Annotated in this window: 17 protein-coding genes; 11 read left to right on the forward strand and 6 right to left on the reverse strand. The window is 32.2% G+C overall.

The features are described 5' to 3' along the window. Positions 1 to 294: 294 nt before the first annotated feature. Positions 295 to 1,659 (reverse strand): FAD-dependent oxidoreductase, encoded by a 1,365-nt coding sequence (locus GBO31_RS16530; protein WP_219009469.1) that lies wholly within the window; start codon positions 1,657 to 1,659, stop codon positions 295 to 297. Positions 1,660 to 1,807: 148 nt separating this feature from the next. Beyond that, the gene (locus GBO31_RS16535) at positions 1,808 to 2,608 is read right to left on the reverse strand and encodes a class I SAM-dependent methyltransferase (RefSeq protein ID WP_219009470.1); all 801 of its coding nucleotides are present in this window, start codon (positions 2,606 to 2,608) and stop codon (positions 1,808 to 1,810) included. Between the two features lie 190 nt (positions 2,609 to 2,798). On the opposite strand from GBO31_RS16535, the gene GBO31_RS16540 reads away from it, so the two are divergent. The 10 genes from GBO31_RS16540 to GBO31_RS16585 all read left to right on the forward strand — a co-directional run bounded on the left by GBO31_RS16540 (position 2,799) and on the right by GBO31_RS16585 (position 10,530). After that, positions 2,799 to 4,187 (forward strand): ATP-binding protein, encoded by a 1,389-nt coding sequence (locus GBO31_RS16540; protein ID WP_219009471.1) that lies wholly within the window; start codon positions 2,799 to 2,801, stop codon positions 4,185 to 4,187. A gap of 8 nt (positions 4,188 to 4,195) precedes the next feature. Then, entirely contained in the window at positions 4,196 to 5,032 is an 837-nt protein-coding gene (locus tag GBO31_RS16545; protein ID WP_219009472.1) for an aldo/keto reductase, read from the forward strand. 23 nt (positions 5,033 to 5,055) lie between these two features. Next, on the forward strand, positions 5,056 to 6,720 hold the full coding sequence (locus tag GBO31_RS16550; RefSeq protein WP_219009473.1) for an FAD-dependent oxidoreductase: 1,665 nt from the start codon (positions 5,056 to 5,058) through the stop codon (positions 6,718 to 6,720). A gap of 1 nt (position 6,721) precedes the next feature. After that, positions 6,722 to 7,003: a UBP-type zinc finger domain-containing protein gene (locus GBO31_RS16555; RefSeq protein WP_219009474.1), complete on the forward strand. Its 282-nt coding sequence runs from the start codon at positions 6,722 to 6,724 to the stop codon at positions 7,001 to 7,003. A 287-nt stretch (positions 7,004 to 7,290) separates the two neighbouring features. Beyond that, positions 7,291 to 7,758, forward strand: a complete 468-nt coding sequence (locus GBO31_RS16560) for a hypothetical protein (protein ID WP_219009475.1) — start codon at positions 7,291 to 7,293, stop codon at positions 7,756 to 7,758. A gap of 30 nt (positions 7,759 to 7,788) precedes the next feature. Further along, positions 7,789 to 8,160 carry a DoxX family membrane protein gene (locus GBO31_RS16565; protein ID WP_219009476.1) on the forward strand — a complete coding sequence of 124 codons (372 nt, stop codon included), beginning with the start codon at positions 7,789 to 7,791 and terminating at the stop codon, positions 8,158 to 8,160. Positions 8,161 to 8,305: 145 nt separating this feature from the next. Next, positions 8,306 to 8,467: a hypothetical protein gene (locus GBO31_RS16570; RefSeq protein WP_219009477.1), complete on the forward strand. Its 162-nt coding sequence runs from the start codon at positions 8,306 to 8,308 to the stop codon at positions 8,465 to 8,467. Positions 8,468 to 8,619: 152 nt separating this feature from the next. Beyond that, on the forward strand, positions 8,620 to 9,168 hold the full coding sequence (locus tag GBO31_RS16575) for a carboxymuconolactone decarboxylase family protein (protein ID WP_219009478.1): 549 nt from the start codon (positions 8,620 to 8,622) through the stop codon (positions 9,166 to 9,168). Positions 9,169 to 9,298: 130 nt separating this feature from the next. Then, entirely contained in the window at positions 9,299 to 9,667 is a 369-nt protein-coding gene (locus GBO31_RS16580; protein ID WP_219009479.1) for a cupredoxin domain-containing protein, read from the forward strand. Positions 9,668 to 9,819: 152 nt separating this feature from the next. Then, positions 9,820 to 10,530, forward strand: a complete 711-nt coding sequence (locus tag GBO31_RS16585) for a hypothetical protein (protein WP_219009480.1) — start codon at positions 9,820 to 9,822, stop codon at positions 10,528 to 10,530. A gap of 18 nt (positions 10,531 to 10,548) precedes the next feature. Here GBO31_RS16585 and GBO31_RS16590 read toward each other — a convergent pair whose 3' ends face one another. Beyond that, entirely contained in the window at positions 10,549 to 11,712 is a 1,164-nt protein-coding gene (locus tag GBO31_RS16590) for an MFS transporter (RefSeq protein ID WP_219009481.1), read from the reverse strand. A 136-nt stretch (positions 11,713 to 11,848) separates the two neighbouring features. Between GBO31_RS16590 and GBO31_RS16595 the strand changes: the two genes are divergently transcribed. Beyond that, positions 11,849 to 12,706, forward strand: coding sequence for an AraC family transcriptional regulator (locus GBO31_RS16595; protein WP_219009482.1), 858 nt, complete (start codon positions 11,849 to 11,851; stop codon positions 12,704 to 12,706). Here GBO31_RS16595 and kynU read toward each other — a convergent pair. From kynU to GBO31_RS16610, 3 genes are all read right to left on the reverse strand, one after another. Then, positions 12,703 to 13,989 (reverse strand): kynureninase, encoded by a 1,287-nt coding sequence (gene kynU, locus GBO31_RS16600; protein ID WP_219009483.1) that lies wholly within the window; start codon positions 13,987 to 13,989, stop codon positions 12,703 to 12,705. The two genes, GBO31_RS16595 and kynU, sit on opposite strands and share 4 nt — an antisense overlap. Positions 13,990 to 14,412: 423 nt before the next feature. Further along, positions 14,413 to 15,225, reverse strand: coding sequence for a hypothetical protein (locus GBO31_RS16605; RefSeq protein ID WP_219009484.1), 813 nt, complete (start codon positions 15,223 to 15,225; stop codon positions 14,413 to 14,415). After that, positions 15,225 to 15,785, reverse strand: coding sequence for an RNA polymerase sigma factor (locus GBO31_RS16610; protein ID WP_219009485.1), 561 nt, complete (start codon positions 15,783 to 15,785; stop codon positions 15,225 to 15,227). The genes GBO31_RS16605 and GBO31_RS16610 overlap by 1 nt, the downstream gene beginning before the upstream one ends. Between the last annotated feature and the right edge of the window lie 222 nt (positions 15,786 to 16,007).

Raw genomic sequence — 16,007 nt, forward strand, 5'->3', positions numbered from 1 at the left:
TATCATGCTATGTCTTTACAAAAAGTAAAGCTATTAAAAATAAGATATTCAAAGAGATATCATTTGGTGGTGGCGCAGTTAATGATGCTGTAATGCATTTTATGTAACAAAACTTACCCTTTGGAGGAGTTGGAGATAGTGGTATTGGCAGTTACCATGGTAAAGCAGGTTTTGAAACCTTTTCGCATTATAAAAGTGTATTAGAAAAATCCTTTTTAATAGAATTAAATTTAAAATATGCTCCATATACCAGTTCTAAATTAAAATGGTTAAAGAGGTTAATTGGATAAGTTTTTAGCGTACAGAATCAGACATAGCGATATTAAGAAGACTAATAATCTTCAGCTCGACCTCATCGCTATTCCATTTTTCATTAATGTTATCCATTTTCATTACTTCATCCATAATCGCTGATTGCTGGTTTCCTATTGCCAAGGCTTCTGCATAAGGCCTATGCGTAAAAGTCACTCTAGAATATAAAGGAACCCATTTATCAGGATGTTTTTCAGCAAAATGCTTTTCTATTTTCTTTCGAAGTAAAAATTCCGGATCTGCTGTTTTACTACTCATTTCCATAAAATTACGATAAGAAAGTTCGGCAATAGCATCTGTACTTGGTTTTCTTGCCTTTTGATATTCTTCAAAAATCTCTTGCCAATTCTCTCCATTATGAGCTTCAATAATTTGATCAAGGATAGAAATATCTTCAAATCCAGCATTGATTCCTTGACCATAAAAAGGAACTATTGCATGCGCCGAATCTCCAACTAAAGCCACTTTATCCCAATAACTCCACGGATAGCACTTCATAGTAACTAATGCGCTAGTTGGGTTATTATTAAAATCACTCAAAAGAGTTGGCATTAGTTTTATAGTGTCCGGAAAATACTTTTTCCAAAATTCCTTCACAATAGTATCTGTAGTTAAACTATCAAATGAGTTTTCTCCTTCATGAGGCATAAACAGTGTACAGGTAAAGCTTCCATCCAAGTTAGGTAAAGCTATCAACATAAACTTTCCTCTTGGCCAAATATGAAGTGAATTCTTATCTAGTTTATGAGTTCCATCCTCATTTGCAGGAATACTAAGTTCTTTATAACCTGCATCCAGAAAATCTTGTGAGTAATCAAATCTACTTCTTCGCTGCATTTTATGACGAACTCTAGAAAAGGCACCATCGCAACCAAAAATTAGATCATACTGATACTCCTTCCATTCACCTTTTTCCGTTTCCCCTGTATAAATTTTTGCTTCTGGTAAATTTACATCCCATACTTTTTCATTAAACCTAAAAACTGCACCAGATTCTTCTGCTAAACTGATCATTTTTCGATTTAAAACACCTCTAGAAATAGAATAGATTGCTTCTCCCTCTTTACCATAATATTGATGATACACTGGCTGATCATTTACATGCATTGTTCTTTTATCCATCGGAATAGCAAGTTTTCTAATCTCCTTACCTATTCCAACTGTATCCAATGCTTTCCAACCACGAACAGACATCGCAAGATTAATTGACCTACCGCTAAATTTAACTTGTCTTATATCCGGTCTTCTATCAAAAACAGTAACTTTATGATTGCGCTTCCTTAAATAAATTGCTAATAGTGAACCTGCCAGCCCACTTCCCACGATAGCTATATTTTTTGCTTGCATATGAAAAAGTGATTCCAGTTTGCCAATGTATGAAAAGGAACATCATAAGATCCGAGTTTTAATGTACTTGGCAAACTAGCTTTATATATTTCAAGCTTTTATAAACATTAAAACCTTCAACAAATGTAAAAAAATTATCAAAGAATTGTTACCTAAAAGCTTTAATAGCAAATAGAATCGGGAATAATTTATCAGCATTTTCAAACATTCCATTATCATTCTTTATCATATTCGGGAAAACGTTATAAGGAGATTCATCATATTCTTTTAGGTATTCAATAGTTAATCCTGCTTCCGACAATGCAGAAATTACTTGACCTAATCCATGATTCCATCCATATTCCTTACTAATCATATCTGAATTCATATCTGCATATGTTCCTTGATATTCTTCATAAATGGCTTCTTTTTGATGATATCCATATTTGACTTTTGGTTCTTTATCCAAATAATCAAACATCCATACTATAGGGTGAAATTCTACAATATAAAACATTCCTCCAGGTTTAAGCCTTTCAGCAATCATTTGTCCCCAAGGCTTCAAATCTGGTAACCAACCAATCACTCCATAGCTCGTAAAAATGATATCAAATTTTTCTTTTATATGTTCGGATGTATCCAAAACATTACAGCATACAAAATTTGCATCTAAATCTAGTTCTAGTGCTAATTTCTTGGCCAGCTCTATTCCTTTTTCAGAAATATCAACCCCAGTACACTTTGCTCCCATCCTGCTAAAACTCAGTGTATCCTGACCAAAATGACATTGTAAATGTAATAGCGATTTTCCTTTTACTTCTCCCAATGCATTTATTTCAAACTTTTTTAAAGAACTCTCCCCTTTTTTAAATGATTGCAGGTCGTAAAAATCACTTGAAGCATGAACCTCTACCTTCTTATCCCAGGTTGTTTGATTGGTTTTAAAATACTTTTGAAATTCGCTAGACATGATCCTCTTGTTTTATCAGATCCTAAATATAGCAAATCACTTCCAAGCTAGTCTTGACAACTACAATAAGGTAAACAAATCTTAAAAAATTAATATTTACTTTCATACTCCATAAATTTTATAAAAACCTTAAGATTTCCAGCCTTTATTAGTATTGGAAAGTGGTCTTTTATTGATTAATTTTAATCTAATGAAACTTTCCGTCAACCAACTTCATCCAATTTCAGAATTCTCTCTTGTCCCTGATAATCAATTACAGTGGCTTATTGATAAGTCTTATAGTCAAAACTTAAAAAAGGGCGCATATCTTTTTCAGAAAGGTGATCCTATCGATAAGCTATTTATTGTCCTGAAAGGAAAGATTGAAGTGAAAGTCGAACAAAATGGAAACTATAAGCACGTAACCCTTATGGATACCCATCAAATTGGAGGGTTACTTCCTTTCTCCAGAGCGAGTGTAGCCTTAGGTTTTGGAGAAGTTATAGAAGATAGTGAGGTGTTGGTGCTGGAAAAATCTCATTTCAGGGAAATGATAAGCAATCATTATGAGCTAACGGAAAGCCTGGTTCATAAAATGACTTCACGTGTAAGAGAATTTACAAAAGATAATGTACAGGCAGAGAAAATGATGTCATTAGGAAAATTATCTGCTGGATTAGCACACGAGCTTAATAATCCAGCTTCTGCAATGGTGCGCAGTGCTGAGGCACTTAAAAAGCACTTAGGCCATGTTCCAGAAAAATTTAAACGAGTAGTTTCGCTAAAGATTGAAGATCATCAGGTTGATAGCCTTAATAAAATTCTTTTTGACAAGCTAAACAATCGTCCTGAAAATAATATGAAGCTCACCGAGCGTAATGAAAAAGAAGATGAATTAGAAGAATGGTTAGAAGATCATGATGTAGAAAATGCCTATGAACTAACCGAAACACTGTTAGATTTTTGTATGGGTATAGATGCTATGGAAGAAATTTATGAAATCACAGGTAAAAAAAATTTCCCAAGTGCTATTGAGTGGATTGAAAATGTATTAACAACAGAAAAAATGGTTGATGAAATCAGTGAAGCTTCGGGCAGAATATCCAACCTGGTTGGTTCTATCAAAAGCTACACACATATGGATCGCGCTCCCGAAAAAATATTGACAGACATTCATACTGGTTTAAAAAGTACAGTTATTATGCTTAATCATAAACTGAAAAAGAAAAACATTTCCTTAGAAAAAGAATTTCAGGAAAATCTCCCACAAGCCAAAATCTTTGTCAGCGAAATAAACCAGGTATGGACCAACTTGATCGACAATGCGATTGATGCTATGAACCACTCGGGAAATTTAAAAATCAAAACCAGTAAAGATCAAAATTTCATTAAGATAGACATAACTGATAATGGAGAAGGAATACCAGAAGAACATTTAAACAGCATTTTTGATCCCTTTTTCACTACAAAAGCTATTGGCGAAGGAACAGGAATGGGATTAGAAGTGGTACAACGAATTATTAACCAACATCAGGGGGACATTAGCGTAAAATCTAAAAAAGGGGAAACCACATTTACCGTTTATTTACCTATTACCTAGTTTAAATTATGAATACAATAACCGATATAAAAGGAACCTTTAGACTGCACAACGGAGTAGACATGCCTTACTTTGGTCTTGGTGTCTATTTATCTGATAATGATAACGAAGTTATTGATGCTGTTCAATGGGCTTTGGATGCGGGATATCGTCACGTAGATACCGCAAGTATATATAGAAATGAAGAAGGCGTTGGAAAAGCAATACGTAATAGCGATGTCCCCAGAGAAGATATTTTTGTAGTAAGTAAAGTTTGGAATTCCGATCAGGGATATGAATCCACACTTAAAGCCTTTGATAAAAGCCTTGATAAATTACAATTAGATTATCTGGATTTATATCTTATTCATTGGCCAGTACAAGGAAAATATATAGAAACATGGAAAGCTCTGGAAAAACTTTACAATGATGGACGTATAAAGGCTATTGGGGTAAGTAATTTTATGCAACACCATCTGGAAAGTCTTATGCAAGAATCAGAAACCATACCGATGGTTAATCAAATGGAGTTTCACCCATATTTAATTCAGCAGGATTTAATTGATTTCTGCAACCAACATAAAATTCAATATGAAGCTTGGTCGCCAATGATGCAAGGAAAGATTTTTGATCTTCCTATACTCGATGATCTGGCAAAAAAATATCAAAAAACAGTAGCCCAGATTGTGCTTAGATGGAATCTACAAAAAGGAGTGATCACCATTCCCAAATCAGTAAAAAAAGAGCGAATTATAGCAAATGCAGACATATTTGATTTTGAGTTATCTCATGAAGATATCCTATATATTAAATCTTTGGATAAAAATCAAAGAACTGGACCGGACCCAAATAATTTCAATTTTTAGTCTGCATTAAATTTAAAATAATAATGAAGAAACCTATCATATTTGCACTTGATGATGACTCACAAGTTTTACGTGCGGTAACTCGGGACTTAAAATCCGAATATAGAAAAGACTACAGGGTTATGAGCACTGAATCTGCTCACGATGCATTAGAAGCTTTAGAAGATTTAAAAAAGAAAAACGAGATTGTTGCTTTATTTTTGATCGATCAGAGAATGCCGGAAATGCTTGGTGTAGAATTCCTTAAAAAGGCTAAAGCATTCTTCCCAGAGGCTAAAAAAGTATTGCTAACAGCCTATTCTGATACGGATGCAGCGATAAAAGCTATTAATGATGTACAGTTGGATTACTATCTAACAAAACCCTGGAATCCTCCTGAAGAAAAACTATATCCTACTTTACATGATTTATTAAATGCCTGGCAGGTAAATTTTCAACCTGAGTTTGATGGGATCAAAGTAATTGGTTATCAGTATTCTCCAAAATCTCATGACATTAAGGATTTTTTATCCGGAAACTTATTTCCTTTTCAATGGTTAGATGCTGAAACCAGTGAAAAAGCAAAAGAAGTTATAGAACTTCATAAATTAATCCCCACAGATCTTCCTGTAGTCTCATTACAAAATGGTAGTTGTTACAAAAATCCTGATATCATTGAATTAGCTTCCGCCCTTGGTTTAAATGCACATCCTCAAGACAACCTGTATGATGTAGTAATTATTGGTGCTGGACCTTCTGGATTAGCAGCTGCGGTATATGGAGGATCCGAAGGTTTAAAAACATTATTAATAGAAAAACACGCTCCAGGTGGACAAGCGGGAACCAGCTCTAGAATTGAGAATTATCTCGGTTTTCCTAATGGCTTAAGTGGTCAGGAATTGACGCATCGAGCAATTACACAAGCAAAGCGATTTGGAATAGAATTCTTATCACCTCAAGAAGTTACCTCTATAACAGAAAAAGATGGTTATAAAAGTATTTCTCTGGGTAATGGAGAATGTATTAGCACAAAAAGTGTGGTTATTACTACTGGAGTAAACTATAGAAAACTTGAAGCTAAAGGAATAGAGGACTACACCGGAGCAGGTATTTATTACGGTTCTTCTATGACTGAAGCACAAGCTTGTTCTAATAAAGAAGTGTACATCGTTGGTGGTGGTAACTCTGCAGGACAGTCTGCAGTTTATCTTTCTAAGTTTGCTAAAAATGTATATATCATCGTTCGAAAAAAAGACCTTACCAGCAGTATGTCTAGTTATCTTATTGATCAGATTGATGCTATTGATAACATCACTTTATTAGGACACACTAATGTCACAAAAGCTGAAGGAGAAAATGAAAGACTGACCTCTTTAGAATTAACCAATAGTAGTACTTCTGAAACGAGGATGGTGGATGCAGATGCGTTATTTATATTTATAGGAGCCAAACCCTATACAGAATGGATTTTGCTAGATATTATTAAAAATGACAGAGGATTCATTGAAACCGGAAGAGATCTGAATCGTTATGATAATTTCAAAAAAATCTGGAAAAAAGAAAGAGAACCTTTTTTATTAGAAACCTGTAGCCCAGGAATCTTTGCCTCTGGTGATGTCAGAGCCGGAGCCATGAACAGAGTAGCATCTGCTGTAGGTGAAGGTGCAATGGCCATAAAATTTGTTCACGAATATTTAGCCGAAACTTGATATGGGATTTAAAATTAAAACTTGTCATCACCTGGAAAACTTCGATGCCCAAAACATACATAAAAGTAACAGCTATGAGTGTTTTGAATGCATAAAAACCGGAGACAGCTGGGTTCACCTTAGAACTTGCCAACAATGCGGCGTCACCTTATGTTGTGATTCTTCTCCGAATAAGCATGCCACAAAGCATTTTAGGCAACATCAACATCCGGTAGTTACCTCAGCAGAACCCAATGAAAATTGGGCATGGTGTTATGAACATAAATCCTTTATCCAATTTTAAAACCTGATAAATCTAGATTATCTCTGTATTAAAAATAAAAAAAGGGTGGTTATACAACAATTACATTTTCTCTAACATATTTTACGAAGTATAATGACTACATTTACAAGAGGTTAACACATAAAACCAATCTAATTATACTTTTGTAAAAATTATGAATAGAAAGTGTAATTTTTATGATGTTACTTCGACAAATTGAACATTAAACAATTATTGAGATTTTTAAATCTACATATTTTAGCCCCGGTATTGTAGTATAATTAGTATTTACTAAAAAGCATACCATTATGAAGAATTTATACTATCCGATTATCGCATTATTCGTTTTTTTAATTGGTACTTTTCCATCTTATGGACAAGAAAATATGTATAAGTCTCAGCTAGAAACTATATACTTAAAAAATACTAAAGAGATCGTTTATACAAACACTTTTAGTGAGTATAATCACGATTTGATCGCCTCAAACGAAATAAAATTCAAAAAAGAAATAAAAAAATTAAAGGGAAAAAACAACCTTTTGCATTTTGATTCAAATAAAGAAAATGTAGTGTTAGAAAAAGCTTCTTACCTGAAAATCATAAGAAAAGCTGCAAATCGAAGTAGGAATGAAGAAACCTTTGAAACTTTCTTACGTAACAATTTACCGCAATTGTCTAACCAATTATCAAAAGACAATAACCTTAAAGAATTGTATATTATTTCTAGAAAGGATACATTTAATGGTAAAATAGACGCATTACCCAGCGTTCTATAGTAACTAACACAAACTCTGAAATAATTAAAAATGAAAAATGCCTTACCCCTGGTATTAAGAATAATTGTTGCTATTATTCTTATACAAACCCTTAGATTTAAGTTTACCGCGCATCCTGATAGTGTTTACATTTTTTCAAAAGTTGGCTTAGAGCCTTATGGCAGAATAGCTACTGGAATTGTAGAACTGGTTGCTGGTATCTTATTATTAATTCCAAAAACAGTCTGGATTGGAGCCACTATAACTCTTGGAGTAATTGGAGGAGCCATTTTTATGCATTTAACTAAATTGGGTGTCGAAATCAATAATGATGGAGGTGTTCTTTTTATTACGGCATTATTAACTTTTATTCTGAGTGCAGTCATACTTTGGATAAAAAGAAAAGAAATCAAATTCTTCTAATATTTATAAACTTATTGCTAGAAACCTCCAGAAATGGAGGTTTTTTTTATTTAGGGAAAAATCTACAAGCGGTTAGGAAAAAATGACATTCTATAGCCTTTATTATCGCTTCATCTTTGTACTGTTAATTTAAAACAATATAAAAATGATAACAAATAATAAATCCATATTCAACTTAATAGAAATTTTTCGTCAAGGAAAAAGAACAATCGTAAATACTTTAAATACAAAAGCTCATTGTGAGCAAAGAAGTCATCATGATTTTTATTGTGATGTAGAAAGACCTTTTATCGCTTCTAAAAAATAGAAGAAGGAAAAATTGACAAGTCATCGGGAAAAACGAACATTCTAATACAACTATTTCGATCGGATCTTTGCCTTGTCAAATTAAAAGACAATTAAAACTCAAATATAAACCCATCCTGAAATTTCAAAAAAGGGATATAAAAAATTAAAATCATGGCAACATTCAATGTACCAACAAAAGAAGAAGTAAACGCAACAAATCAAGGAATTTTTGATAACCTTACAAAAGCTTTAGGATTCGTTCCTAACTTATATGCAACATATGCGCACAGTGAAACTGCATTAGAAAACTATTTAAATTTCTCTAACGCGAAAACATCGTTAAAAGCTAAAGAAAAAGAAGTTGTAAACCTAGCTGTAAGTGAAGTAAACAATTGTATTTACTGTTTATCTGCTCACACTGCAATCGGAAAGATTAACGGTTTTACTGATGAACAAATCCTAGAATTAAGAGCTGGACAAGCTTCTTTTGACAGTAAATTAGATGCTTTAGCTAAACTAGCTAAAAACATAACAGAAAATAGAGGTCGAGCTGACCAAGAAGTGGTAGATAATTTCTTTGCAGCTGGATATGATAAAGGAAACTTAATTGACACTATTGTTTTAGTAGGTGATAAAACTATCTCAAACTATATTCATAGTACTACACAAGTTCCTGTTGATTTTCCAGTAGCTCAGCCTTTAGAAACTGCAACTGCCTAACAACAACAAACCCAACCACCAATAAATACTAACAATTAAACAGTTCTGAGAAGAAAGAGAATTAAAAAGCTTCTTTCTTCTCAGAAAAATAAAAATCATTTTCAACCTTAATTATTTAAATACTAAAATCATGAAAAAATTAATCACATTATTCACGTTTATTTTCGCAATTACTTTAAGTGCAAATGCACAAGATGTTAAAACGGTTTCTTTAGAACAAACTAAAGGAGAGTTTACTCAAAAACAAGTTACATTATCAGAGGGTAGTTATGTTTTTAATATATCTAACAACAACTCTGGAACTGATGTTGGATTTGTTTTAGTTCCTGCCGGTAAAGACGCTACTAATCCTAAAAATCACATTCAGGAAGCTTATGTAACTAAAGTAGTTGCAGAAGGAAAAACAGAAAGTTCTAAAACAGTAACATTACAAAAAGGAGAATACACTTATTTCTGTCCTTTAAATAAAACTCCTCAATACAAACTTATTGTTGAGTAAATATTCCAAAAGAATAACTATAAAAACTCCCTTTTCAGGGAGTTTTTTTGTTTAGAGTAGTATGAATAATATAGCATTAAAAAACCTAAAACCTTGTTAATAGCATTCATATAGGTATCCTTTTATATATTTTAGCCTAAAATTTCCTAATAATGAAACATGTAATTGGATTAATAGTGTGCTCTTTATTATTATTTTCCTGTAAAACAGATACTAAAAAAGAGTATACGTATGAAAATGATGTCGAAGAAAAAGAAACACAAGCTACTCCTAAAATTCTGACAACTGCAGAGGCAATTGCTAAAGCAAATGGTTTTGACAACTGGAAAAAAGTTAAACAAATCAAATTTACTTTTAATGTAGATAGAGATAGTAGCCATTACGAACGAACATGGAGCTGGAAGCCTAAAAAAAGTGAAATTACTCTGACTACCGCAAAAGATACTATTTCTTACAATCGTGCTGCAATAGATAGTACTTCGATTAGAGCTGATCAAGGTTTCATTAATGATAAATATTGGCTATTAGCTCCTTTTAATTTGGTTTGGGATCAAAATAATTTTACATCTACACATAATGTAAAAGCAATTGCTCCTATTAGCTCTAAAGAAATGCAAAAGTTTACCATTGTTTACAATAATGAAGGCGGCTATACACCTGGAGATGCTTATGATTTTTATTTCGAAGGAGACTTTAAAATAAAAGAATGGGTATTTAGGGAGAAAAATAAACCAGAACCATCTTTAATTACTTCTTGGGAAGATTATGAGAATTTCAAAGGAATTCTCATTGCAAAGACTCATCGAAAAAATGAAGGCAACTGGAAACTTCATTTCACCGATATTGAAGTAGTTATGGAGTAATTCTTATTGAATTTCTTGTCAATTAGATTTCCTTTTTGAAATAAACAGAGTAACTATTAAAGCTATAATAGTTGCCACTAATAAAGCAGCAAAACTAAGTTTTAAGCTTTCCACTTTGGACAAAAACCCTAGAAAAGGAGGACTTACTAAAAAACCGAGATATCCAAATCCAGCTACAAATGATATTCCTTCAGCAGCAGAAACACCTTTTGTTTTTCCTGCTAACCTAAATAATTCAGGAATTATCACCGAAAAACCTAAACCTATTAATCCAAAACCAAGAATACTAAATATCAAAGTACTACTAAGCACAGCAACAAAACCTAATGCACTAATTGAAGATCCACCAATAATAATTGCAAAAGATCCTAAGTTTTTACTTATTGCATCTCCAAAGAACCTCCCTATAGTCATCATAAGGGAAAAGGCCACGAATCCAAATCCAGATATTTTTTCTGAAGAAATCTTTACAATATCCTGCATATAAAGTTTACTCCAATGTTCTATAGCTCCTTCGCTACCCATAATCAAAAAAGCAATAATAGTTAATCCTAATAATGGTTTAACTATTTTTAAATTCAACGATTTTTTAGTGTTTTCGTCTTTTTTTCCTTTAATAGACATATATGATTTACAAACCAACAAATTGGTTACGATTACAAAAATTGCTGCCCATAGCATATGCATAAGAGGAACTTCTATATATGTAATCAAAAAACCACCAATACCAGCACCAATTACTCCTCCTAAACTAAAAAAACCATGAGAAGCAGACATAATATGAACCTCATCTTCCTGCTCTATTTCAGACACTAAAGCGTTCATTGCTACATCAGTTAAACAAGCAAACAATCCTACCGAAAAAAGAATCACACATAATAGTAAATAAGTGGATGCAAGTAATGGCATCAAAAACAACAAAGAAAAAATAATAATTCCTATAATAGTTGCCTTTCCAACACCAAGCCTTTTTATTATTAACGAAGATAACGGGATCATTGTAAGTGTACCTAACGCAAAACAAAACAATGCTATTCCCAATTGTGCGTCATCTATTGACAACTTGGTTCTCACTTTAGGGATATACAATACCCAGGTCCCAGTCATTATATTAAGGGATGCAAAAACCCAAGCAGGACCGAAATAACGTAATTTAGTAACAATAAGATATAAAGAATTCAAATCGTGCTATTTAACCAATTAATCACATCCAAAAATAATCACAAAATACAGGTTTTGTTAATACAAAATATTCTAATACTAAAAGGATTTATTCCAATATAATAACAGTTAGAAACATTTATGATAATTTTGTCTTATGAAATTAGCTTATGAGCAAATCTATGTAGAGCAATCTAAATCCTTAAAAATAGAAAGTTATACTAAGGATTCACTTTGCAACGAGGTAAATTGGCATTTACATCCAGAGTATGAAATAGTTTTTATCAAAAATGGAAATGGAATTGTTCAGGTAGCTTCAAATACTGAAAAGTATGAAGACGGACTTCTCATTTTTCTTGGCCCTAATATTCCTCATATGCCTTTTGGTAATAAAGATGTAAAAGATAATGTAGAGGTTGTGATACAATTTAATCAGAACTTTATTTCGGATAGATTAAAATTATTTCCAGAATTTTCAGCGATACAAAAGTTTATTCATAAGATGTCTAAAGGTTGTATTTTTTCAAAAGGAACAAAAAACAAACTGTCCAACTCATTTCTAAAATTTGCTACTCAAAACAATACAGAGAAACTACTAAATTTTCTACAAATTCTACATCAACTTTCGATTTCAAAAGATACTAAACCAATTTTCAAATCAAGTCTACTTCTTGAGATTGACAAAACCTCTTTGCCAAGAATATCAAAAGTTTTTGAATATGTAAATAACAATTATTCGAAAAAGATACAATCAAAATCGATTGCAAAGGAATTAGGCTTAACCACTAATTCATTTTGCAGGATATTTAAGTCTGCTACAGACAAAAGTTTTATTTGTTTTCTCAATGAGTTTAGAATAAAAAAAGCGCAAGAATATTTTGAAAATGATAATACTTCAATATCTGAAGTTTTATACAAGTGTGGTTTTAACGATCCCTCCTATTTTTGCAAGCAATTCAAAAAACATATAGGTATTTCACCTTCTTCTTATATCAATAGCATTAATAAAAGTTAATCTTTCCTCTTATCTAAAATCCCTTGTTTAAGAATCTGACCAAACTCATACATATCCTCATAAGAACAATAGAATGGAGCTGGTGCCAATCTAATTACATTGGGTTCTCTCCAATCAACAATCACCCCTTTTTTCATTAAAAAGTCGAACAATTTTCTCCCTTCTCCATGAAGAAAAACAGAAAGTTGAGTTCCTCGTTCTTCTTGATTTGCTGGAGTAATAATTTCAAAAGTACTTTCTACCTCTGCATCTATCGAATGTAGTATAAATTCTAAATAAGAAACAATAAGATTTCTTTTTTCTATTAATGCACTCATACCTACCTCATCAAATAATTCTAAAGAAGCCAAATAAGGTGCCAACGATAAAATTGGAGCATTACTAAGTTGCCAAGCATCTGCATTAGGCATAGGCTCAAACTCTGGTTTCATTAAAAACCTAGATTCTTTATTTGTTCCCCACCAACCTTCAAATCTTGGAATATCTTTTTGATCGTGAAATCTTTCATGCACAAAACATCCAGAGGCATTTCCAGGTCCACTATTCATGTATTTATAGCTACACCAAGACGCAAAATCCACATCCCAATCATGTAGTTCCAATGCTATATTACCAACTCCATGTGCAAGATCCCAACCTACAAAGGCTCCAATATCATGTCCAGCTTTGGTAATAGTATTCATATCAAAAACTTGTCCCGTATAATAATTAACGCCTCCCATTAGCACCAAAGCACATTCCTCTCCTACTGATGCTATAGTAGCAAGAATATCTTCGGTTCTAAAATTATGTTCTCCTTGACGTTTTTTGATTTCTACAATGGCATCATTTGGATCATACCCGTGAAAACGTACTTGACTTTGTAACATATATTGATCACTTGGAAAAGCTTTTTCTTCACAAATTATTTTATATCGTCTTCCATGAGGGCGATAAAATGAAACCATCAACAAATGTAGATTTACAGTTAATGTATTCATCACGGTTATCTCTGATGGTTTCGCTCCAACGACTTTACCTAATGGTTTTGCCATTCTTTCATGATAATCCCACCAGGGTTTATCTGCATAAAAATGTCCTTCTACAGCAAGTTCTGCCCAATCATTCATTACTTCATCCACATATTTCTTAGTATTTTTTGGTTGAAGTCCCAAAGAATTACCTGTAAAATAAATGACTTGCTTGTTATTAACTTTCGGGAAAAGAAAACGATCTCGATAGGATTTTAAAGGATCTTTCTCATCTAGCTTTTTAGCAAATTCTCTACTGTTTTCGAATCGCATTTTTGAGTTTTGTTTCAAAAATACATATTAGAACCGACATTAAATAATCTTTTAAAAACCTGTTAAAAATATTGGGGAAATTACCCTTTATTTCTATCTTAAAAGCTCAGTTTAAACTACCTAACTTTAATACTTATTAATAGACATAAATCCTGAGTGTCTTAAAATATTCAGGTAGTTAATCACTTTTAAAACCTATTTCTTATGAAAGAATTAAAAAAATTAAACGGTGTGCAGGAAATCAGTAGAGAGATCCAGAAAAATGTAAATGGTGGGCATTGCCCTCCTTGCGGACCAGGAGAATGTGGACAGATTATTTTTCCCGGTCCTGATTGGTTTTGCGTACCTTGCTAGTACAAATTAGTATATGCTAGCAACATAGTTGTAATACATTACTAAAAAAACTACAGTAATATGAATCACCTACCGTAATTTTTTTAGTAATGTATTTGCTTTATCAAAATTATAATTTTCCTGATCCTTTATAATAATCTCCAAAACTTGAATAGTTTCTTCTTTTTTTCCTTGTTTGAGATAAGTCAAAACTTTATACCAATACCCTTTGGATTGATCTATTGCATTCGAATTGATTAATTGATCGAAATAGGAAATCGCTTTTTTATATTCATCTAATTCCAAAGCACTAATACCTGCATATAAAAGTGTTGCTGGTACGACTTCATCAGTAGACTGAATGTAATTTTCGAATAATAAGAAACTATCATTATACTTCTTTTCCTCGAAAAGTTGTTGACCTTTTGTTAATTGATCCTCATCACTCCGACTTGTAAGTGAAGGCAGGTCGTTCCATTCATTATATTTTGCGTATAATTCTTGAGGAGATTCGGAGAAATTAATAGAATATAAAATTACAAATATGGAGAATGATGCAGCAATTAAAACCGGGATGATCCATTTTCCTTTTAGTATCGAAGTTCTTTCGGTTTTATAGTAATTAGCTTTCGCTTTTTCTATAGTTTCTTTTAACTTCTTTGCTTCTTCACTTCTAAAGTAGCTTGTAATTTCTTTAATTTCTTCTTGCTCTGGAGTAAACATGTCTGTAATCCATACAGATTCATCCATTTGAGCAAATAGCTCTTGATGTATTTTAAACTCTGCCGATAACTCAGGATTGTTTTGCAAAGATTGTTCAAAGAGTATTTTTTCGTCATTAGACAATTCATCTCTAAGATATGCATCAATTTGATCGTGATATTGTTCTTGATTAGCATCCATTATGATATCAGATTTTTWAATCGTTTATCTGATTTAATAATTTTAATAAGTTTGGCTTTACACTTAAAAACACGTTGCCTTGCTACAGTTTCAGTGGCATAGGATAATTTCTCAACGATTTCTGCGTAGGATACTTTTTTTAAAAATAAAGTTAGTACTTGTTTACAATTATCAGATAATTGTTCTAACTTTTCCTTAAAAAGTTCCCATCGCTCTTGTTCCAACAAAGCATAGGCCATATCAGTTTCTTCACTTACATGTTCCTTAATGACATCATTTGTTACCCGTTTTTTTAGATTTAATTCTCTTCTCCACAAATTTTTACATGCAGTAAACAGATATGCTTCGAAAGTAGAGTTAATAGTTTGTAAATCTCTACGCTTTATTCTTGCAGAAATTTGCATTAGAACTTTTTGAAAAATATCTTCCGCATCAGCAGTTTGTCCTTTATTATTAAGAACAAATCCTAAAACTTTTGGAAAAAAAGAGGAATATATCTCTGTAATAACTCTTTCATTAGAGTCTAGAATTCCTTGAATAAAGTATTTATTTTCTGGCATTAGTATAATGAAAACAATTTCAAAAATTGGGTAACAAAACTAGCTTTTCTATAACGAAATTAAAAGCTTACGATCATACAACGTTATCAGAACTCTAAAGTTGCAATATTGAAATAAAATAAAAATGCAATTTATAAGAAAAATCAGAATTATTCTATTCTCTATTACATTTACACTTCAGTTTTAAATTTTTCAACTAATGAAAATTTTTGTTTTAGAAAA

Source organism: Aquimarina litoralis, from assembly GCF_019295435.1.
GTDB lineage: Bacteria > Bacteroidota > Bacteroidia > Flavobacteriales > Flavobacteriaceae > Aquimarina > Aquimarina litoralis_A.